This is a genomic window from Nonomuraea sp. NPDC050451 (assembly GCF_044458585.1).
In genome coordinates, this window is record NZ_JBITHZ010000015.1 from 232,482 (window position 1) to 251,826 (window position 19,345).

The 19,345-nt window shown below is 72.7% G+C and carries 18 protein-coding genes; 9 read left to right on the plus strand and 9 right to left on the minus strand.

From position 1 onward, the window contains the following. The first annotated feature begins 21 nt into the window (after positions 1 to 21). Positions 22 to 540, plus strand: a complete 519-nt coding sequence (locus tag ACIBI9_RS37560) for a nitroreductase family deazaflavin-dependent oxidoreductase (RefSeq protein ID WP_397229379.1) — start codon at positions 22 to 24, stop codon at positions 538 to 540. Positions 541 to 580: 40 nt separating this feature from the next. On the opposite strand, the gene ACIBI9_RS37565 is transcribed toward ACIBI9_RS37560, so the two are convergent. Beyond that, complete coding sequence (locus ACIBI9_RS37565; protein ID WP_397229381.1) at positions 581 to 1,660, minus strand: 1-aminocyclopropane-1-carboxylate deaminase/D-cysteine desulfhydrase; 1,080 nt, start codon at positions 1,658 to 1,660, stop codon at positions 581 to 583. 103 nt (positions 1,661 to 1,763) lie between these two features. Between ACIBI9_RS37565 and ACIBI9_RS37570 the strand changes: the two genes are divergently transcribed. After that, on the plus strand, positions 1,764 to 2,681 hold the full coding sequence (locus ACIBI9_RS37570; protein ID WP_397229383.1) for a LysR family transcriptional regulator: 918 nt from the start codon (positions 1,764 to 1,766) through the stop codon (positions 2,679 to 2,681). Here ACIBI9_RS37570 and ACIBI9_RS37575 read toward each other — a convergent pair. Together ACIBI9_RS37575 and ACIBI9_RS37580 are read right to left on the minus strand one after the other, a co-directional pair. Further along, complete coding sequence (locus tag ACIBI9_RS37575) at positions 2,623 to 4,794, minus strand: ATP-binding protein (protein ID WP_397229385.1); 2,172 nt, start codon at positions 4,792 to 4,794, stop codon at positions 2,623 to 2,625. The two genes, ACIBI9_RS37570 and ACIBI9_RS37575, sit on opposite strands and share 59 nt — an antisense overlap. Then, positions 4,791 to 7,169, minus strand: a complete 2,379-nt coding sequence (locus tag ACIBI9_RS37580; protein ID WP_397229387.1) for an ATP-binding protein — start codon at positions 7,167 to 7,169, stop codon at positions 4,791 to 4,793. The genes ACIBI9_RS37575 and ACIBI9_RS37580 overlap by 4 nt, the downstream gene beginning before the upstream one ends. A gap of 290 nt (positions 7,170 to 7,459) precedes the next feature. Here ACIBI9_RS37580 and ACIBI9_RS37585 point away from each other — a divergent pair, with 290 nt between their 5' ends. Then, the gene (locus ACIBI9_RS37585; RefSeq protein WP_397229389.1) at positions 7,460 to 7,879 is read left to right on the plus strand and encodes a hypothetical protein; all 420 of its coding nucleotides are present in this window, start codon (positions 7,460 to 7,462) and stop codon (positions 7,877 to 7,879) included. A 122-nt stretch (positions 7,880 to 8,001) separates the two neighbouring features. After that, the gene (locus tag ACIBI9_RS37590) at positions 8,002 to 8,193 is read left to right on the plus strand and encodes a DUF5708 family protein (RefSeq protein ID WP_397229391.1); all 192 of its coding nucleotides are present in this window, start codon (positions 8,002 to 8,004) and stop codon (positions 8,191 to 8,193) included. 34 nt (positions 8,194 to 8,227) lie between these two features. On the opposite strand, the gene ACIBI9_RS37595 is transcribed toward ACIBI9_RS37590, so the two are convergent. After that, positions 8,228 to 8,833 carry a DNA-binding response regulator gene (locus ACIBI9_RS37595; RefSeq protein WP_397229393.1) on the minus strand — a complete coding sequence of 202 codons (606 nt, stop codon included), beginning with the start codon at positions 8,831 to 8,833 and terminating at the stop codon, positions 8,228 to 8,230. Between the two features lie 126 nt (positions 8,834 to 8,959). Between ACIBI9_RS37595 and ACIBI9_RS37600 the strand changes: the two genes are divergently transcribed. The 4 genes from ACIBI9_RS37600 to ACIBI9_RS37615 all read left to right on the plus strand — a co-directional run bounded on the left by ACIBI9_RS37600 (position 8,960) and on the right by ACIBI9_RS37615 (position 13,813). Next, complete coding sequence (locus ACIBI9_RS37600; RefSeq protein WP_397229395.1) at positions 8,960 to 10,795, plus strand: serine hydrolase; 1,836 nt, start codon at positions 8,960 to 8,962, stop codon at positions 10,793 to 10,795. Between the two features lie 77 nt (positions 10,796 to 10,872). Then, the gene (locus ACIBI9_RS37605) at positions 10,873 to 12,579 is read left to right on the plus strand and encodes a sensor histidine kinase (RefSeq protein WP_397229397.1); all 1,707 of its coding nucleotides are present in this window, start codon (positions 10,873 to 10,875) and stop codon (positions 12,577 to 12,579) included. A 74-nt stretch (positions 12,580 to 12,653) separates the two neighbouring features. Then, a complete protein-coding gene (locus ACIBI9_RS37610; protein WP_397229399.1) occupies positions 12,654 to 13,079 on the plus strand; it encodes a hypothetical protein in 426 nt (141 codons plus the stop codon). Between the two features lie 68 nt (positions 13,080 to 13,147). Then, positions 13,148 to 13,813, plus strand: a complete 666-nt coding sequence (locus tag ACIBI9_RS37615; RefSeq protein WP_397229401.1) for a hypothetical protein — start codon at positions 13,148 to 13,150, stop codon at positions 13,811 to 13,813. Positions 13,814 to 13,818: 5 nt separating this feature from the next. Here the strand turns inward: ACIBI9_RS37615 and pcaG are convergent, their stop codons facing one another. The 5 genes from pcaG to ACIBI9_RS37640 are packed head-to-tail and all read right to left on the minus strand — an operon-like array spanning position 13,819 to position 17,646. Beyond that, positions 13,819 to 14,343 carry a protocatechuate 3,4-dioxygenase subunit alpha gene (gene pcaG, locus ACIBI9_RS37620; protein WP_397229403.1) on the minus strand — a complete coding sequence of 175 codons (525 nt, stop codon included), beginning with the start codon at positions 14,341 to 14,343 and terminating at the stop codon, positions 13,819 to 13,821. Then, positions 14,340 to 15,092, minus strand: a complete 753-nt coding sequence (pcaH, locus tag ACIBI9_RS37625; RefSeq protein ID WP_397229405.1) for a protocatechuate 3,4-dioxygenase subunit beta — start codon at positions 15,090 to 15,092, stop codon at positions 14,340 to 14,342. Before pcaH ends, pcaG begins: the two co-directional genes overlap by 4 nt. Before the next feature lie 6 nt (positions 15,093 to 15,098). Beyond that, a complete protein-coding gene (locus ACIBI9_RS37630) occupies positions 15,099 to 16,244 on the minus strand; it encodes a thiolase family protein (RefSeq protein ID WP_397229407.1) in 1,146 nt (381 codons plus the stop codon). Then, positions 16,241 to 16,870: a CoA transferase subunit B gene (locus ACIBI9_RS37635; protein WP_397229409.1), complete on the minus strand. Its 630-nt coding sequence runs from the start codon at positions 16,868 to 16,870 to the stop codon at positions 16,241 to 16,243. The genes ACIBI9_RS37630 and ACIBI9_RS37635 overlap by 4 nt, the downstream gene beginning before the upstream one ends. Next, the gene (locus ACIBI9_RS37640; protein ID WP_397229411.1) at positions 16,867 to 17,646 is read right to left on the minus strand and encodes a CoA transferase subunit A; all 780 of its coding nucleotides are present in this window, start codon (positions 17,644 to 17,646) and stop codon (positions 16,867 to 16,869) included. The genes ACIBI9_RS37635 and ACIBI9_RS37640 overlap by 4 nt, the downstream gene beginning before the upstream one ends. Positions 17,647 to 17,746: 100 nt before the next feature. Here ACIBI9_RS37640 and ACIBI9_RS37645 point away from each other — a divergent pair, with 100 nt between their 5' ends. Next, positions 17,747 to 19,234, plus strand: coding sequence for an IclR family transcriptional regulator C-terminal domain-containing protein (locus ACIBI9_RS37645; protein WP_397229413.1), 1,488 nt, complete (start codon positions 17,747 to 17,749; stop codon positions 19,232 to 19,234). The last annotated feature ends 111 nt before the right edge of the window (positions 19,235 to 19,345 follow it).

Consider the following 19,345-nt stretch of genomic DNA (forward strand, 5'->3'; position numbering starts at 1 on the left):
CAACGAGGACATGAGGGCACCGTGGTTGAGCAGCAGCAGTCCAGCGGCGGTTTCATGGCACGCGTCAGCACCGCGCTCCGCCCGTTCTTCCAGTGGCTCGCGGGCACGAAGGGCTTCGCCCGGGTCGCGCCCAAGATCGTTCCGCCTCTTGATCGTTTCGTCAACCGGGTGACCGGCGGCCGCGTGCTCATGGGGGACCAGATGATCCCCCACCTGCTGCTCACCACGACCGGCAGCAAGTCCGGGCAGCAGCGCGAGAGCCCGCTGGCCTGCCTGCCCGAGGACGGCGGCACGTTCCTCGTGGTCGGCAGCAACTTCGGCAGGGAGCACCACCCGGCCTGGAGCGGCAACCTGCTCAAGACCCCGCAGGCGTCCGTGACCTTCCGCGGGCGGGTCATCCCCGTCACGGCTGCCCTGCTGGCCGGAGCCGATCGCGAGCAGGCTTGGCAGGCGCTCACCCGCTTCTGGCCGCTGTACGAGGGCTACACCGAGCGCTCCGGCCGCGAGCTGCGCGTCTTCCGCCTGTCACCGCGCTCCTGAACGCCCGGTCACTGCGGGTCTGATCGCTCTGTCGCCGCGTTCAGCCGGCCACGTCGCCGACGACCTGCGGGATCTCGAACAGGTTGGCGGTGTCGCCGGTGTGCAGGAACGCCACGTTCCGGCCCGGCTCGACCCTTCCCGAGCGCACGTGGTCGAGGAGCCCCGCGAAGCCCTTGCCCGTGTAGACCGGGCCGATGAACACGCCGTCCGACCGGGCCAGCTCCTTGATGGCGGCGACGCCTTCCGGCGAGGGCACCGCGTAGTCCTCGCCGATGAACCGTTCGTCGACGTCGATCTCGGCGCGGATGACCTCGTCGGCGGGGACCGGGACCTCGAGCAGCTTGAGGATGTGCTTCACGCGGTCGACGACGATCTCGACGTTGATCCAGTTCCCGGGCCGGTAGTCGCAGATCGCGATGGAGCGGACGACGACCGGGCTCCCCGTCACCAGCTTCGCCGCGATCAGCCCCGGCAGCGCCGTGCCCGTGCCCGCGGTGTGGTAGAGGTAATCGAGCCGGGCGCCGGAGGCCTCGGCCTGCTGGATCATCTCCGTGAACGTCAGCGTGTGCGCCACGAAGCCATAGGGATGCGCGCCGCCGGTGGGCACGATCAGCGCCTTGTGCCCCTGCGCCTCGAGTTCGGCCTTGCGGGCGTTCATCGCGTCGGCGATGCGCTGCTGCTCGTCGGCCGTGTCCCAGTAGGCGCCGCCCCGGGTGGGCAGGTAGTGCGTCTCCACGTCCATGATCTTGCTCAGCAGCAGGTTCCCGCGATACTCCGCGAGCTCGCCGTGGCGTCCCTCGTCCCGGGTGAGAAAGAGGATCGGCGTGAGCCCGGCGGCCCGGCAGGCGGCGGCGAACTGCATGCCGGAGTTCGTCAGGTAGACGCCCTGCGTGATGATGTGCGTGACGCCGTCCTCCAGGGCCTGGCCGATGATGAACTCGGCCAGGCGGGTCTTGCTCCCGCTGATGGTGCCGGGCCCCGCCAGGTCCTCCCGCTTGAGGAAGAAGCCGGTCCCGTAGGCGGCCGACAGATTGTCCAGGCGGTGGAAGGGCGTCGGGTAGAAGCCGATCCGCTTGCGGGGCAGCCGGTCGACCAGCGCGTCGAGGGCGGCGAGATCCATGGTGGGAAACCCTTCTTCAGGCGACGTGCCTCCCATGCTCCATCAGCCCGCGCATAAGCACCAGCAAAGTCTGCTAAGGCCAGCATTAGGTAGGCTAATGTTCGTGCCCGGACAACTGGAGCCCCGCCTCCTGGCCACGCTGGAGGCCGTCGTCAGGCTGGGCTCGTTCGCGGCGGCCGCCGAGGAGCTCGGCTACACGCAAGGGGCCGTCTCCCAGCAGATCGCCGACCTCGAACGGCGGGCCGGGCTGCGGCTCCTCGACCGCCGTCCCGTGCGCCCCACCGCCGCCGGCGCCGTCCTCCTGCAGGCCGAAGAGGCCGTCCGGACGGCGATGACCCGCGCCAGGACGGAGCTGGAGGCCCTGGACGCCGGGCTGTCGGGCGAGGTGCGGCTGGGCGCCTTCGTCTCCGCCGCGGCCGGCATCGTCCCCCCGGCCCTGGCCGCGTTCCGCCGGGGCTGCCCGGACGTGCGGGTCACGCTGAGCCAGTACGAGACCGAGGACGCCTACCAGCGGCTGCTCCGCGGCGACCTCGACCTCGCGGTCACCTTCGACTACGCCTGGTTCCCCCTGCCGCCGCCACCGGGCCTGCGGCGTTCGCTGATCGGCCGCGACCCGGTCATGGTCGCGCTCCCCGCCCGCCACGCCCTGGCCGGGCGCGCGTCGCTGAGCCTGGCCGACCTGGCCGGCGAGGCGTGGATCGGCACCCCCGTCACCGGCCCCCAGCTCGGCCCCCTCGCGGAGCTGGCCCGGTCCGCGGGCTTCCAGCCACGGCTCGCCTTCGTGGGCGACGACTTCAGGACGGTGCTGCAACTCGTCGCCCACGAGCTCGGCATCGCCGTGCTGCCCGCGCTGGCGCTCGCGGACACGGTGGACGGCGTCGTCGCCCGCCCCATCGCCGAGGAGCCCCTCGTACGCTTCCTGTACTGCTGCCGGATCGACACCGCCGGGGCGCCGGCCATCGTCACCCGGCTGGAGACGTGCCTGACCGAGGCCGCCGCCGGCCTCCCGCGCCCGTCGTGACGGGCGGTTCCGAGCCCCGGCCGCCCCGCCGCCCCGGCGACCGCTCCCGCGGCACGCCGCTCACCGCGTAGGCCGCGGCCCGCTGCGGCCCGAGCCGCGACCCCTGGCGGAACGCCGCCGCGAACGCCGACCGGCCCAGCGCCGCGCGGGCCTGCTCCGTGCAGCGCTCGTGCCAGGTCGCGTGGTAGCTCATCCACTCGGGCGAGGTCCCCACCGCCTGCCACATCGTGTGCGCCGCCCCCAGCAGCGCGGCGGCCCGGTCGTGCTCGCCCCGAGCACCCGCGAGCCACGCCAGCACCTCCAGGCACTGGGTCAGGCACCACCGGTCGTTGATCCCCCCGGTGAACTCGGTCGCCGCCGTCAGCAACGCCTCCGCGCGCCGGCGCTCGCCCAGATTCCAGTGCGCGACACCCAGCGCGAGCTGCGCGTACGCGCGGAAGACCAGGGCGCGCCGGCTCTCGCACAGGGTCAGGAGCCGCTCGCCGAACTCGCTCGCCTGACGGGGATCCTCGGTCGAGCCGTAGGCGGCCCCGACGTAGAGGTTGAACATGATGCCGTCCACGTCGCCCCTGGCCTCGTGGATGGCGAGGGACTTCCGGATCAGCGCCAGGCCGCGCCGGGCGTCGCCGGTGAAGAAAGCCGCGACGCCCGAGCTGCGGATGCCGTGCGCCACGAGACACTCGTCGCCTTCCCCGCGGGCGAAGGCGAGGAATTCCTCCAGCCCCCGCGTGGCCGCCGCGGTCTGGCCCTGGCGCAGGGCGAGCAGGCTGTCCGCCCAGAGCCCCATCGCACGGCACCGGTTCGCCTCCGGCACCCGTTCCAGGCCCCGTCCCAGCCAGTAGCGGCCCTCCGCGAACGAGCCGGCCAGCAGCCAGAAGCACCACATCGCCGCCGCGGCCTCCAGCTCCATCGGCGCCAGAGCCGGCTCGCTCAGGCACATCTCCAGGGCGACGCGGATGTTGGGCAGCTCCCGCTGCAGGAGCAGGTACCGGTCCACTTGCTCGGGCACCATCCGGTCGATCCGTTGCTCCGTCACCAGGTCCCGGTAGTGCTCGACGTAACGCCGGCGCAGCCGCCGCTCCTCGGGAGGCGGCAGTTGCTCGCAGCCGTACGCGCGCAGGGCCTCCGGCATGCGGTATCTGGACCCGTCCCTGACCAGGACCGACTTGTCCACCAGCCCGGTCAGGTGGTCGAGCACGTCGAGCCGGTCGATGCCGTCGCCCGAGCACACCGCCTCGGCCGTCTCCAGGTCGGCCCCCGAGGGGAACAGCCCCAGCCGCGCCCACAGTCGCCGCTCCCCGGCCGAGCAGAGGCGGAAGCTCCACTCCATGGTCGCGCGCATCGTCTGGTGGCGGGGCAGGGCGGCGGGCGTCTTGGCGACCAGCACGTCGAACCGCTCCTCCAGCTCCCGCGCCAGGCGTTCGAGCGGCATCGAGCGCAGCCGGACCGCGGCCAGCTCGATCGCCAGCGGGATGCCCTCCAGGCGCTGGACCAGCTGCGCCACGGGCGCCACGTTGCGCGCGTTCAGCCGGAAGCCGGGCACGGCGCCCGCCGCGCGCTCCACGAACAGCCGTACGGAGTCGTGGCGGCCGATCTCCCGGACCGTGTGGCTGCGACCGGGGCCGGAATCGGGAGTGGACAGGGGAGCGACCATCAGCACCTGCTCGCCGGGGACCCGCAGCGTCTGCCTGCTGGTCGCCAGGACCTGCAGCCGGGGCGCGGAGCGCAGCAGCCGGTCCACGAGCCGGGCGCAGACCGCGCTCAGATGCTCGCAGTTGTCCAGGACCAGCAGCATCCGCTTGCGGGACAGGTGGTCCACCAGCATGCCCATGGGGTCGCGGCGCACGTCGCGCAGCCCCAGGGCCATGGCGACCTCCGACTCCAGCAGATCGCCGGTCTCCAGGCGGGCCAGCTCGACCACCTCGACCCCGTCCTGGTACGTGTCCCGCAGCAGCTCCGCGGCCCTGAGCGCCAGCCGGGTCTTGCCGACGCCGCCCGCGCCCGTCAAGGTGAGCAGCCGCGACGTGCCCAGCAGCTTCCGCACCGTGGACAGCTCCCGGGCCCGCCCGACAAAGGTGGACTTGTCGGTCAGAACGCCGGCGCCGGACGTCATGGGGCGCCCCCGGGAAGCAGGCCCTGCTCGCCGACCCAGGCCGCGATCTGGGAGCGCGAGTTGAACCCGAGCTTGGTCAGGATGTGCTCGACGTGTCCCTCGGCCGTGCGCTGGGCGATCACCAGCGAGGAGGCGATGGCCTTGTTGGTCATGCCCTGGGCGACGAGCCGGGCGATCTCCATCTCCCTCCGGGTGAGCGGCGAGGTCTGGGCCGTGGCCGCCGCCGGCTTGGCCGGTTTCGGGCTCTCGCACATGGCGTACGCGATCGCGTCGGCCGGGGTGAGCTCGGTGCCCCTGCGGACGGCGGCCTCGAACTCCTGCTCTCCGAGGCGCTCGCGCGCCAGCGCCTCGGAGGCGTCATGGTGGCCGGACACGAAGCCGAACGGGGGAGCGCCGAACGCCCGCCAGCGCTCCTGCGAGGCGCCGAACAGCACGGCGGCGCGCTCGGGCGTGCCGTCGGCGGCCATCCACGCCAGCGCCTCGATGCACAGGGCGGTGCCCAGCCGGTCGTCGAAGGGCCGCTTGAGCCGGATGGCCTCGCGCTCCATCTCGACCGCCCCGGCCACGTCCCCCTGCCGCCACATCTCGATCCCGTACACCCACAGCGTGTACGACCTGAACCAGTGGTCCTCGCGGCCCTCGCAGATCTCCAGGCCCTCCTTGAACCGCGCGACGGCCTCGTCGGAACGGCCGAGGAGTGAGTAGGCGGTGCCCAGGTACAGCAGCGTGTTCACCACCCCCATCGGGGCGTCCGCCTCGCGGTAGGCCGCCACCGCCTCCTCCAGCAGGGCCGCCGCGCCGGTGATGTCGCGCTGGATCAGGGTCGTGAGGCCGGAGACGTAGGCGATCTCGGCGAGGACCATCGCGCTGTCGAGCTGCTTCGCCAGCTCACGGGCCTCCTCGAGCATGTCCGCCGCCAGCGCGAAGTCGCTCTGCAGCACCGCCAGCCGCGCGTTGACGCACAGCGCGTTGGCCCGGACGACCGTCGCCTCGTCACCCGCCGCTGACCCCGCCGCTGACCCCGCCGCCGGGCCGGTCGTCGGGTAGGTCGCGAGGAGGCGGTCGAGCCAGTCGCGCGGCTCCCGCAGCGACCCGGTCGCGATCCAGTAGAACCGCAGCGCCGTGGCGATGGCCAGGCCGCGCTCAGCCTCGCCCGGCGTCGTGAGGCAGTAGTCGAGGGCGCTGCGGATGTTGCCGTGCTCGGCGCGCAGGCGCCTGAACCAGGCCACCTGGTCGGGGCCGAACCACTCCCGCTGCCCGCGGCCGGCGAGGTCCTGGAACCAGTCGCGGTGCCGGGCCCTCAGCGTCGCCTCGTCGCCCGACTCGCGCAGCCGGTCGCGGCCGTACTGGCGGATCGTCTCCAGCAGCCGGTAGCGCACCGTGGTCTGGTCGCCCTCGCGGGCCAGCACCGACTTGCCCACCAGGCCGACCACCAGATCGACGATCTCGTCGGGCTCGATGCCGTCGCCGGAGCACACGTGCTCGGCCGCCTCCAGGTCCAGACCGCCGGAGAACACCGACAGCCGGGCCCAGAGCAGCCGCTCCTGCTCGGTGCAGAGGGCGTAGCTCCAGTCGATCAGCGCCCGCAGCGTCTGCTGGCGGGGCATCGCGGTGCGCGCCCCCATCGTGAGCAGCCGGAACCGGTCGTCCAGCCGGGCCAGCAGCTGCTCCACGGAGAGGGCCCGCAGCCGGACGGCCGCCAGCTCGATCGCCAGCGGGATGCCGTCCAGCCGCCGCACGATCCGCGCCACGCTGTCCTGGTTGTCGTCGGTGACCTCGAACCCCGGCAGCACGGACTGGGACCGGTCGGCGAACAGCCGGATCGCGTCGAACTGTTTCAGCGATTCCGTGGACGACCGCGGAACGTCGAAATCCGGCATGGGCAGCGGCGGAACGGGCATCGTCTGTTCGCCCACGACGCCGAGCGACTGCCGGCTGGTGGCCAGGATCCGCAGGCCGGGCGCGGCGCGCATGAGCGTCTCGGCCATCGCGGCGCATTCGTCCAGCAGGTGCTCGCAGTTGTCGAGGATGAGGAGCATTTTCTTGTCACGCAGATGATCCGTGAGCACCTCGATGGGGGGCCGCACCGAACGGTCCTGGATTTCCAGGCATTCCATCACCGACTGCACCAGCAATTCGGGGCTCTCCAGCGCCGCGAGCTCGACCAGCCACACGCCGTCGGAATAGCTGCGCCGCAGGTCGAACCCGACCCGCTGGGCCAGGCGGGTCTTGCCGACTCCGCCGACGCCGATCAGGGTCACCAGCCTGGCATCGGACAGCAGCCGCTTGACCTCGGCGATCTCGTGCCGCCTGCCGATGAAGCTGTTGAGCTCAGCGGGCAGGTGGCAGGAAACGATCGGTGCGGTCGTGGTCATGAATGCTCCAACGGCTCCGGCGCTCGGATCACCGCGCCATCGGTGGCCGAGCCTCCACTCCCAGATTATTCGGTGACGGTATCCCTCGCACTTTGTCGTTTCCGCCGGGGGGACGTCGGCCAAGCAAATCCCCATTTTCCGGAAAAATTGGGAAAAGTGGGAGGCTAAATGGCGGCGCTCTTTGCCGATGCGAGGACATAGCTTTGCCCGGCGGGATTTTATCTTTAGACATTTCGGGCATGGGTGCAGACGGCGACCCGGAGTTTCAACTTGCCGGGAAGGAGACGATCATGGCGACGTCAACGTCACCGTTCGCATTCCATCGTGGTGGCTATTCGGGCTGGCTCGGATTCGCCGGCACCCTCGCGATGGTGCTGGGCATCTTCAACATCATCGAGGGCGTCATAGCCCTGTTCAAGACGTACTTCTTCGTCACGCCCGGCGGCCAGCTGCTGGTGTGGAACTACACCGCCTGGGGCTGGGCCTGGCTGGCGATCGGCGTCCTGCAGGTCTTGGTGGGGCTCGGCGTGCTGGCCGGGCAGGGCTGGGCCCGCTGGACCGGGGTCGTCCTGGCCGGGCTTTCGATGATCGGCCACTTCGCCTTCATGGTGGCCTTCCCCGTCTGGTCGGTGATCTCGATCGCGCTCGGCGCCCTGGTCATGTACGGCCTGATCACGCCGCCCCGAGGGGCGACCGGCGTTCCCGGGTGACGATCACGAGATCTGTGGCGTCACCCGAAGGATGTACGCCGATCTCCTCAGCGGGCAGGAAGCCTTGCGGGCCGGGCCGTCGCTAGCGTTGCGGGAAACGGCCCTGATCGGAAGAGGTCCCCATGGCTCCTGCCCGCAAGACGTTCCTCACCGGACTGGCGGTCTTCGTCATCGGGCTGGCGCTGTGGCTGTTCGGGCTCGACGTCGAGATCGTCGTGTTCACCCCGTCGAAGGTCGGCGTGGTCATGATGGTGCTCGGGGCGATCGAGGCCGCGTACGGGCTCTACCGGATGGCCCGTGACGAGCGCGCCTGACGAGGTCGCCTCGCCGGTGCTCGGAAAGGGCGCGTCAGAGCCAGCCGGCCTCGGTGGCGATGCGGACCGCGTCCAGCCGGTTGCGGGCGTCGAGCTTGGTGACGATCGCCCCCAGGTAGTTGCGTACCGTGCCCTTGGTCAGGTGGAGCGCGGCGGCGATCTCCGGGAGGTCGTCGCCTCCGGCGGCCCGGCGCAGCACCTCCACCTCGCGCGGTGACAGCGGGTTCGCCCTGGCCGCGATGGTGGCCGCGGCGAGGGCGGGGTCGACCACCGTCTCGCCCGCGTGGACGCGGCGCACCGCCGCGGCGAGGTCGGCGGGAGGCGCGTCCTTCAGCATGAAGCCCCCGGCGCCGGCCGCCAGCGCCCTGCGCAGCACCTCCGGCCGGCCCAGCTGGGTGAGGACGAGCACGCGGCAGCCGGGGACCCGTTCGCGGAGTGCGGCGGCGGCCTCGATGCCGTCGATGCCGGGCATCTGCACGTCCAGCACGGCGACGTCGGGCCGGTGCGCCAGCGCCGCCGGCAGCACCGCGTCACCGTCCGGTGCCTCGGCGACGACCTCGATGTCGGGCTCCAGGCTCAGGAGCGAGGCGAGCGCCCCGCGGATGAGATGCATGTCCTCGGCCAGCAGCACCCGAATCACTCTCGACTCCCCCCGAAGCGTGGGGACCATGATATTTCGCCTGATGTCCGGTTCGTGTGTTTCACATGCCGGATCGAGGTGTCTGACACTGGTCCGGAAGCGGCCGAGTTCGCGATCTTGGGAGGCATGAAGAAAGCCCTGTTCCTCGGCCTGACGACCGTGCTGCTGGTGTGCGGCCTGTCCGGCGGAGCCGCCGCCGCCTCCACCGACCTGGAGGACGTCGGAACGCTGGTCGACCAGGTGGTGCCCGGGCAGCTCGCCGCGCACGGGATCCCCGGCGCGGCGGTCACGGTGGTGTCGGGCGGGCGGCAGGTCTTCTCCCGCGGCTACGGCTACGCCGACCTGGCCGGGCGTGTCCCGGTGGACGCGGCCCGCACGGGGTTCTTCACGGCCTCGACGGCCAAGACGTTCACCGCGATCGCCGCGCTCCAGCTCGTCGAGGAGGGCAAGCTCGACCTGCGCGCAGACGTCAACACGTACCTGAAGACCTTCAAGATCCCGAACACCTTCCCCGGGCGGCCGGTCACCCTGGAGCACCTGCTGACCCACACGGCCGGTTTCGCGGACAGAGTGCTCGGCTCGTCCTGGGAGGACCCCGGCGCCGCCGAGCCGCCGGCCGAGGTCGTCAAGAACGGCCGGCCGGAGCGGGTGCGCCCGCCGGGGACCGTGCTCGCCTACGACAACTACGCCTACAGCCTCGCGGGCTACCTGGTGGAGGTGGCCTCGGGCCGGCCGTTCGCCGAGTACGTGCGCTCGCGCATCCTGGCGCCGCTGGGCATGGCGGGCACGTCGTTCCAGGCGCCGCTGCCCACCGCCCTGACGGGCACCCTGGCCCAGGGGTACAACAGGGACGTTCCGTACAAGCGCTACTACGGGTCGCCCGCCTCCGGGACCGGGCCCGTCACCACCGCCGCCGACATGGGGCGCCTGATGATCGCGCTGCTGGGCGACGACCCCCGCCTGGGCGGGAACGTCGGCACGACCATGATGAGCCGCCACTACACGCAGGACGACCGGCTCCCCGGCATGGGGTACGGCCTGGAGGAGACCGTCAGGAACGGGCGCCGGATCTTCTCCAAGGGCGGCGACATCAACGGCTTCCACCACGTCCTGGCCCTGCTGCCCGACCAGAGGACCGGCGTGTACGCCGTCTTCAACGGCGAGGACTCCACGGCCGCCGCCAATGAGCTGGTCGACCGGATCGTCGACCGCTACTTCCCCGGCAGGCCGGAGGAGCCGGCGCCGGTGCGCGGGGACACCTCGGCGTACGCGGGCACGTACACCTCGACCCGGATCCGCGGCGACCTGCTGAGGTCGGGCGCGCTGTTCGGCAACGTGACCGTGGAGGCGGCGGGCGATGGGACGATCACCACGACGGGCCTGTCCCGCGACCCCGCCAGACCCGTGCAGACGTGGCAGCTCGTCGGGCCGGGGCTGTTCGCCGAGCGGGGCGGCCAGGAGCGCATCGCCTTCGACGGCCACGGCCTGCTCGCGGGCGGCCACCAGGAGGAGGCGGCCACGTTCGAACGCTCGGACGCCGGCCTGCACGTGTGGCTCGTCTACGCGGGCCTGGCCGCGTTCCTGTCGGCCGCGCTCGGGATGCCGGTCGCGGCGCTCGTCCGCAGGCTCCGGGGCAGGCCCGCCCGGCACCGGACCGCGTGGTGGCTCGCCTGGCTGACCGGCGTGCTCGTCCTGGTCTTCGCGTACGGCTTCGCCGCCACGATCGCCATCGCGCCCACCGACGCCATCTTCCTCGGGTCCCCGCTGCTCACGGCCGCCCTGATCGCCTCGTCCGCGGCGTTCGTGCTCAGCGGCGGGGTCGTGGCCTGCGCGGCGGGCGCCTGGTGGAAGGGCTGGTGGGGCCCGGCCGGGCGGATCTCCTACACGGCCTTCGCGCTCGTCTCTGCGGGCTTCATGGCCGTCGCGTACGCGTACAACATGGTCGGGGGCGTGTTCGGCTGATCCCGCCTGGGCCCCGGGCGCGGGCTGTGGGATGCTTGGCCGCGAAACGGTGAAGGTCGTCTCGCGGTGGGGATCGGGTGTCCACGCTCATCATCCTGGTGGTGCTGCTCCTCCTGGTCATCCCCCCGACCGCAGGACTGCCGGGCGCGCCGGCGCTGCTCTCCCTCGGCCTGCAACTGCTGTGCTCGCTGCCGCGGACCCGGCGGCTGCGGGGCTGGTGGCTGGTGGCGGGCCAGGCGGCGCTGTTCGCCTGGATGGGGCCGGTGCCGTTCGGCGGGCCGTCGGCGTTCTTCGCCGCCTCCGTCCTGCTGGTCGCGCGGGGGCCGCTGCGGTGGGTGCTCTTCGGCGGCGTGACGGCCGCCGCGGGCGTGGTGAACCTCGGCGCCGACGCCTACGTCTGGGTCAACGCGGTCGGCAACACGGCCACGCAGGGGCTGGTCGTGTTCGCCCTCACCCGGCTCAGCGATCTTCGCGACGAGCTCCACGCCACCCGGGCCGAGCTGGCCGCGCGGTCGGTGGCCGAGGAGCGCGAGCGGGCCGGTCACGACCTGGACGCGGTGCTCGGGTCCACGCTGTCACGCGTCATCGGGCTGGCCGCCGCCGGGCGGGCCGGGGAGATCCCGCCGCTGACCCGGCGGGCGGCGCAGCAGGTCAGGCAGCGTCCCGAGCCGCCGCCGATGCCGCCGCCCGGCGACCTGACCCCGCGGCTCGCGCTGCCCATCCTGACAGTGGTGTACCTGTGGTTCCCCGTCGCCGCGATCATCGTCGTCGCCCGCGCGCCGGTGCCGGTCGGGCTGCGGGTGGCGTACTGGGTCGCGGTCATCGCGGTGGTCGCGCTGCAGGCGTACCACGCGCTGCCGCGGCCCCCCGGCGCCCGGCCGAGACACGCCGCCTGGACGCTGCCCGCGCAGTTGCTGCTCGCGTGGCTGCCGCTGCTCGAACCGGACCGCCCCTACTACCAGCTCGTCGGCTGGGCCGCCGCCTCCCTGCTGATCGTGATCCCCACGCCGCGCCTGGCGTGGGCGCTATACGCGGCGACGGTGGCGAGCGTGCCCGCGGTGCTCCTGGCCCGGTCCGGCTCGGCCGCGGGCATCCCGGCCGCCCTGCTGGAGGTGGTCGGCATGTCGGCGATGTTCTACGGGCTGACCGCCGTGACGCGGCTGGTCTACCAGGTACGCGAGTCGCGGCTGGCGCTCGCCGGGCTGGCCGCGGCCAGGGAGCGGCGCAGGATCGCCCAGGACGTCCACGACCTGATCGGGTACGGCCTGTCCGCGATCACCGTCAAGGCCGAGCTGGCCGCCCGCGACCCCGCCCGCGCCGAGGCCGAGCTGGCCGGCGTCGTCACCGTGGCCCGCACCGCGCTCGCCGACCTGCGCGCCATCCCCGGGGACGGCGAACCCGGGCTCAGCCTGCGCGCCGAGCTGGCCTCGGCCCGCGAGGTCCTCGAGGCCGCCGGCGCGACCGTGGAGATCGACGCCGATCACGCGCCCCTTCCCGACGGCGTCGACGCCCTGCTCGCCGTCGTGGTCCGCGAGGCGGCCACCAACGTGCTGCGGCACAGCGAGGCCCGCCACGTGACGATCGCCCTGTCCACCGGCGACGACCTCGTACGGCTGCGCGTGGACAACGACGGCGTCACCGGCCGCCCCGCCGAGCCCGGCCAGGGCGTCGCCAACCTCACCGCCCGCCTCGCCGCCCGGGGCGGCGGCCTCACGACCGCCTCCCGCGACCACCGCTTCCGGCTCGACGCGACCGTGCCCGCGGAGGCGTCGTCAGGGCACTGACCGGATTGTCACATTCGCGGGCGCTAATTCGTCTTGTGGGTAGACGCGCCTTATCGGACAGCGAGGTGAGCCCCTTGATCCCCTACACCGATCCCAACGCCTGGCGGATCGCCATGGACGCCAGCGAGGCGACGCTCTCGGCCGGTCACCGGAGCGGCGACTTCGACGGCTCCTTCTACCTGAGCCCGGCTGGGTCGCTGGCGGGTTTCACGCTGCGGCTCTCCCTGCCCGGGGCGCCCGAGCTCCTCTGGGAGTCGGTGAGCCTGGAGGGCGGATCCGAGATCCGGGGGAGCAGCCGGCTGCTGCTGGGCGGACGGGCGGCCCGCGCCGACGTGTCGGGGTTCTGCGCGCATGTGCCTGTGGGTCAGACCGGGAGCTCCTACCTGAAGATCGTCCTGGCGGCGACCTTCTCGCCCCTGCGGCTGCGCTGGCCCAGGTGGCGGCTGCGGCCGGTGACGCTCCGCCTGTTCACCGAGATCCGCCCCACCGTGTCCGGGTGACTCCGGACGCTTCGCAAATGTACGAAGCGTCACGGCACAACGGGTGATCCCGGCTAACCTGCCGTCTCATGATGTACGGCCCGCAACAGCAGCCACAGCAGCAGTTCAACGCCCCCTACCCCCCGCAGCAGCAGCCCGCCTTCGCGCCGCCTCCCGTGGTGATCGACGTCGGCGGCGACGCCAAGGTGAAGGCGCTGATCGGCGGCTCCGTCGCGGGGGTCATCGGGCTCATGGCGGTCTTCTCGGCGCTCACCGGGCAGACGACGGGCGGCTCGGGCTCCGCGGTCGCCGTCCTGGTCCTCGGGTTGATCTTCCTGTTCATCGGGCTGCTGCCGATCATCACCTGGCGCAAGATCAGCCGGCCGCGCAAGCTCGTCTTCGACGTCTACGGCGTGCGCTGGGACGATCCCCAGGGCAGCCCGTGGGCGGTCCCGTGGGACGAGCTGTCCGCGGTGGGCATCTCGCGCACGCAGCAGCGCCGCGTCAAGCCGGCCGACTACATCATGCGCAAGACGATGGTCCGCCTCGACCTCTTCCCCGCCGACCCCGGCTTCCGCTCACGCCATCCGGACATGGAGCACCTGTGGGAGTTCCACACGGTCAAGAACGGCTACCGGCTCCCGCTGGGCTCCAACCCCAAGTACATCCCGGTCATCGAGCACGCCATGCGGCAGTACCGCCCGGCCATCTACCTGGGCATCCGCGACGAGGGCTTCATGGTCGGCCTGGTCTGAGGAGATCAGCCGAAGTCCAGGAAGACGGTCTCCTTGTCGCCCTGCAGGTGGATGTCGAACCGGAAGACGCCCGGCCGCTCCTCCACGGGCACCAGCGTCCGCGCGCGCTCGGGGGGCAGGGAGCCGAGGAAGGCGTCCTGGGCGAAGTAGATGCGGGTGTAGAGGTGGTGGAGCAGGCCGCGGGCGAACACGCAGACGCTGATGTAGCCGTTGCCGGGCGGGAGCGTGCGCAGGGCCCAGCCGCCGTCGGCGTCGGTGGCCACCCGGCCGAACCCGGTGAAGTCGACGCCGCGCCTGCCCAGCAGCGCGCCGCTGACCTGGTCGCGCCGGAGCGTGCCCGGCGCGCCCGCGAGGTTGCCGGACGGGTCGGCCTGCCAGAACTCCAGCAGCGCGTCCGGCACCGGCTCGCCCGCGCCGTCGTGGACGTGACCGTGGACGACGATGCCGCCTTCGGCGAGGTCGCCGCCGCGGGGGATCGGCAGCGCGTAGCCGTAGAACGGGCCCACGGTCTGGGAGGGGGTGGGGTTCATCGGCCCTCCTCCATCCAGGTCGCGGCGGGGCCGTCCAGCACGATGTCCCACCGGTAGCCCAGCGACCACTCCGGCACGGACAGGTCGTGCTCGTAGGCGGAGACCAGCCGCTGCCTGGCCCGCTCGTCGGTGACGGAGTTGAGCACGGGGTCGTACGGGAACAGCGGGTCGTTCGGGAAGTACATCTGGGTCACCAGCCGCTGCGTGAAGGCCGTGCCGAACACCGAGAAGTGGATGTGCGCGGGCCGCCAGGCGTTGACGTGGTTGCGCCACGGGTAAGCGCCCGGCTTGATCGTGGTGAACGCGTAGCGGCCCTCGTCGTCGGTCAGGCAGCGGCCCACGCCGGAGAAGTTGGGGTCGAGCGGCGCGGGATGGTCGTCACGCTGGTGGAGGTAGCGGCCCGAGGCGTTGGCCTGCCAGATCTCCACGAGCTGGCCGCGTACCGGGCGGCCGTCGCGGTCCAGCACCCGCCCCTGGACGGTGATCCGCTCGCCGAGCGGCTCGCCGGCGTGCTGCCTGGTCAGGTCCGAGTCGAACGGCGCGACGTCCGCCACGCCGAAGACCGGCCCGGCCAGCTCGGCCGCCTCCGGGTCCTTCAGCGCGACGAGCGGCTGCTTCGGGTGGCGCAGCACGCTGCTGCGGTAGGGGGCGAAGTCGCGATCGGGATGGTTCGCCTCCTCGCCCGCGCGGGCCTTGTGGACCTCGGCGATCTCGCGGTCGATGTCGGCTTGGGTGAGGGGTGGGGTCATCTGCGGCTACCTTTCCAGGACGACGGCCAGGCCCTGGCCGACGCCGATACAGAGGGACGCGAGCCCGATGCCGGAGCCGGCGGCGGCGAGCCGGTGGGCCAGGGTGCCGGTGATGCGGGCGCCGGAGGCCCCGAGCGGGTGGCCCAGGGCGATGGCGCCGCCGTCGGGGTTGACGATGGCGGGGTCGAGGTCGGGCAGCTCGGCCAGGCAGCCGAGCACCTGCGCGGCGAACGCCTCGTTCAGCTCGGCCGACGCCAGGTCGCCGAACCCCTTGCCCGCCCTGGCCAGGGCCCTGCGTGACGCCTCGACCGGGCCGAGCCCGAAGTAGCGGGGTTCGAGCGCGCTTGCCGCGCCGGCGACGATCCTGGCCAGGGGCTCGCGCCCGCGCAGCCCCGCCTCGTCGGTCAGCAGCAGGGCGGCCGCGCCGTCATTGAGCGGGGAGGAGTTGCCGGCGGTGACCGTGCCGCCCGCGCGGAAGACGGGCTTGAGCCGGGCGAGCTTGTCCAGACCGGTGTCCTCGCGGATGCCTTCGTCCCTGGTCAGGCCCTCGATGGGGACGATCTCGCGCTCGAAGGACGCCTTGGCCGCCTTCTGGTGGCTGGCCAGCGCGTACGCGTCCTGCTCCGCCCTGGCGATCCCGTGCCGGTCGGCGATCAGCTCGGCGCCCTCGCCCAGCGGCACGGTGTGCTCGGCGGGCATCCTCGGGTTGACCAGCCGCCAGCCGAGCGTCGTGGAGACCAGCTCCTGCCCGCCGGCGGGGAACGCCCTGTCCGGCTTGGGCAGCACCCACGGCGCGCGGGTCATCGACTCCACGCCGCCGGTGATCACGGTGGAGGCGTCACCGAGGGCGATCATGCGGTACGCCTGGATGACGGCCTCCATGCCGGAGCCGCACAGCCGGTTCACGGTCACGCCCGGGGTGGTCACGGGCAGTCCGGCGAGCAGCGCCGCCATGCGGGCGACGTTGCGGTTCTCCTCGCCCGCGCCGTTGGCGTTGCCGAGGATCACCTCGTCGGGGGCCTCCACGTCGTTGCGCTCGGCGACGGCCTTGACGACGTGGGCGGCCAGGTCGTCGGGGCGGACGCCGGACAGCGCCCCGCCGTGGCGGCCGAAGGGCGTGCGGACGGCGTCCACGATGTAGACGGTGTTCATACGGCTACCTCCGCTTCCGTGCGGTCGCGCAGGTCGGCCACGCTCACCCCGGGCGCGGTCTCGACCAGCCTCAGCCCGTCCCCGGTGACGTCGAGGACGCCCAGGTCGGTGATGATCCGGTGGACGCACTCCTTCCCCGTGAGGGGCAGCGAGCACTCCTTGACGATCTTCGGCGTGCCGTCCTTGGCGGTGTGATCCATGATCACGATGACCCGGCCCGCGCCGTGGACCAGGTCCATCGCCCCGCCCATGCCCTTGACCAGCTTCCCGGGCACCATCCAGTTGGCCAGGTCGCCCCGCGCCGAGACCTGCATCGCGCCCAGCACCGCCACGTCGATGTGCCCGCCCCGGATCATCCCGAACGACAGCGACGAGTCGAAGAACGACGCGCCCGTCAGCACGGTCACGGTCTCCTTGCCGGCGTTGATCAGATCGGGGTCCAGCGCGTCGGGGGAGGGGTAGGGGCCGACGCCGAGGACGCCGTTCTCCGAGTGCAGGATCACGTCGACGTCGGGCGGCAGGAACGACGGGATGCGGGTGGGCAGCCCGATGCCGAGGTTGACGTAGTCGCCGTCGCGCAGCTCGGCCGCCGCCCGCGCGACCATCTCGTCCCTGCTCCAGCTCATGAGGTGGTCCCTTCCCGTGCCGGAGGCGCGGAGATGGTGCGCCGTTCGATGCCCTTGTCGGTCGCCTGCTCGGGGGTCAGGACGAGGACGCGCTGGACGAACACGCCGGGCAGGTGCACCTCGTCCGGCTCCAGCTCGGTCAGCTCCTCGACCTCGGCGACCGTGACCCGGCCCGCCATCGCGGCAAGGGGGTTGAAGTTGCGGGCGGCCTTGTTGAAGACCAGGTTGCCGTAGCGGTCGCCCTTGGCGGCCCGCACCAGCGCGAAGTCGGTGGTGATGCTGCGCTCCAGCACGTAGGAGCGGCCGTCGAACTCGCGGACCTCCTTCGGCGGCGAGGCCACCGCGATCGAGCCGTCCGGGTGGTGGCGCAGCGGCAGGCCGCCGTCGGCGATCGGCGTGCCGACACCGGCGGGGGTGTAGAAGGCGGGGATGCCGGCGCCGCCCGCCCGCAGCCGCTCGGCCAGGCTGCCCTGCGGGGTCAGCTCCACCTCCAGCTCCCCGGCGAGGTACTGGCGGGCGAACTCCTTGTTGTCGCCGATGTAGGAGGCCGTCACGCGGGCGATGCGTCCGGCCGCCAGCAGGATGCCGAGGCCGCCGCCGTCCACCCCGCAGTTGTTCGACACCACGCCGATCCCCGTCACACCGGTGTTGTAGAGGGCCTGGATCAGGACGTTGGGGATGCCGCTGAGCCCGAAGCCGCCGACCGCGAACGACGCGCCGTCCGACACGCCGGCCAGCGCCTCCTCCGCGGTCGCGACCACCTTGTCTCTCCGCACGACGCTCCATTCATCGGGAGTGTTCGCATAGTGAACTTTAGTTCACTATTGTGATGTCGAGTATGCGTACGCCACCGCGCTCGTGTCAAAGGAGGGCCCGATGGAGCCTGCGGGGACCCTGGAACGCGGCCTGGCCGTGCTCCGGGCACTGACAGCGGATCCCGCCGGAGGGCGGGACGGGCGCTCGCGTCCCGCGCGGGTGCGCGCCACCGACCTCGTGCGCGCCACCGGCCTGGCCAGGTCCACGGTCGACCGCGTGCTGGCCACGCTGGTCCACCTCGGCTACGTCCGCGCCGAGGGGCGTGACCTGCTGCCCGCGCCGCGCCTGATGGAGCTGGGCGAGGCGTACCTCGCCTGCGGCGGGCTCCGCGACCTCCTCGCGGCGCCGGCCGAGCGGCTCGCGGAGGAGCTGGACGAGTCCGTGTCGCTGGCCGTCGAGGACGGCGACGGGGTGCGCTTCATCGGGCAGTTCACCCGCAGGCGCACCATGTCGGTCGCCTTCCGGGTCGGCGACCTGCTGCCCGCCGACCGCTGCGCGGCGGGCCTGGCCCTGCGCGACCCCGCCGCGCCGTGGGCCGAGGACGACCAGCTCATCGAGCCGGGCCTGGTCGCGGTCGCGGTGCCCGTACGCGACCCGCGGGGGGAGGCGGTCTGCGCGGTGAGCGTCGTCAGCCACACCAGCCGGCACACCGCCGCCAGCCTGCGCGACTACGCGCTGCCCCGGCTCCGCGAGACGGTCGCGGCCATGGAGGCGGCCCTGGCCGAGCCGGCGTCCCGGCCCACTCTGCCGCCGACGCCCCCAGATCTTTCTGGCGCCGCCAAGGAGGAGCTGGGCAGTGGATACCTGCAGTCGCTGGCCCGGGGTCTCGCTGTACTGGTGGCGCTCGGCTCGGCCCGCGGCGGGCTCAGCCTGGCCGACGCCGCCAAGACCACCGGGCTCCCGCGCGCCACCGTACGGCGATCGCTGCAGGTGCTGGCCCGGCTGGGCTACGTGGCCTGCCACGACTCCCGCTTCGCTGTGCTCCCCAAGGTGATGGAGCTGGGCTACGCCGCCCTGTCCGAGCGCACCTTCGGCGAGGTCGTCCAGCCGCACCTGGCCGACCTGGTGGCCCGCGTCCACGAGTCGGCCTCGGTCGGGGTGCTGTCGGGCGACGACGTCCTGTACGTGGCGCGCGTGCCCACCGTGAGCATCATGACCGTCAACATCACGGTCGGCACCCGCTTCCCCGCGTACGCCACCTCGATGGGCCGGGTGCTCCTGGCCGACCAGCCCGGGGAACGGCTGGCCGCCATCGCGCCCGAGCCGCTGACCCGCCACACCATCACGGCGCCCGACAGGCTGAGGGCCGCCGTCCGGCAGGCCGCCGAAGACGGCTACGCGCTGGTGGACCAGGAACTGGAGGAGGGGGTCCGGTCGATCGCCGTGCCGGTCCGGGGCCGGGACGGGCGGGTGGTCGCGGCCGTCAACGTCGCCACCCACGCCAGCCGGGCCACCCGCGCCGACCTGCTCCGCGACGTCCTGCCCGCCCTGGCCGAGACGGCCGCCAGGATGTCCGCCGACCTGCGGCACGTCCCCGCGGCCCCCTGAGCCGCCCGGCGCCCGTGTGGCGGCTTTGTAGCCGTTGTATGGCACGCCGGGGCACATTGGCTCCGTCGGAGGGTGGTCCGCAAGGTCGAGGCCATCAAGGCAACCCGGAAC

Bases quoted from the DNA above. Each gene is read 5' to 3' on its own strand.
- ACIBI9_RS37565 (WP_397229381.1), bottom strand. From the start codon at position 1,660: ATGGATCTCGCCGCCCTCGACGCGCTGGTCGACCGGCTGCCCCGCAAG.
- ACIBI9_RS37575 (WP_397229385.1), bottom strand. From the start codon at position 4,794: ATGACGTCCGGCGCCGGCGTTCTGACCGACAAGTCCACCTTTGTCGGG.
- ACIBI9_RS37580 (WP_397229387.1), bottom strand. From the start codon at position 7,169: ATGACCACGACCGCACCGATCGTTTCCTGCCACCTGCCCGCTGAGCTC.
- ACIBI9_RS37585 (WP_397229389.1), top strand. From the start codon at position 7,460: ATGGCGACGTCAACGTCACCGTTCGCATTCCATCGTGGTGGCTATTCG.
- ACIBI9_RS37590 (WP_397229391.1), top strand. From the start codon at position 8,002: ATGGCTCCTGCCCGCAAGACGTTCCTCACCGGACTGGCGGTCTTCGTC.
- ACIBI9_RS37600 (WP_397229395.1), top strand. From the start codon at position 8,960: ATGAAGAAAGCCCTGTTCCTCGGCCTGACGACCGTGCTGCTGGTGTGC.
- ACIBI9_RS37615 (WP_397229401.1), top strand. From the start codon at position 13,148: ATGATGTACGGCCCGCAACAGCAGCCACAGCAGCAGTTCAACGCCCCC.
- pcaG (WP_397229403.1), bottom strand. From the start codon at position 14,343: ATGAACCCCACCCCCTCCCAGACCGTGGGCCCGTTCTACGGCTACGCG.
- pcaH (WP_397229405.1), bottom strand. From the start codon at position 15,092: ATGACCCCACCCCTCACCCAAGCCGACATCGACCGCGAGATCGCCGAG.
- ACIBI9_RS37630 (WP_397229407.1), bottom strand. From the start codon at position 16,244: ATGAACACCGTCTACATCGTGGACGCCGTCCGCACGCCCTTCGGCCGC.
- ACIBI9_RS37635 (WP_397229409.1), bottom strand. From the start codon at position 16,870: ATGAGCTGGAGCAGGGACGAGATGGTCGCGCGGGCGGCGGCCGAGCTG.
- ACIBI9_RS37645 (WP_397229413.1), top strand. From the start codon at position 17,747: ATGGAGCCTGCGGGGACCCTGGAACGCGGCCTGGCCGTGCTCCGGGCA.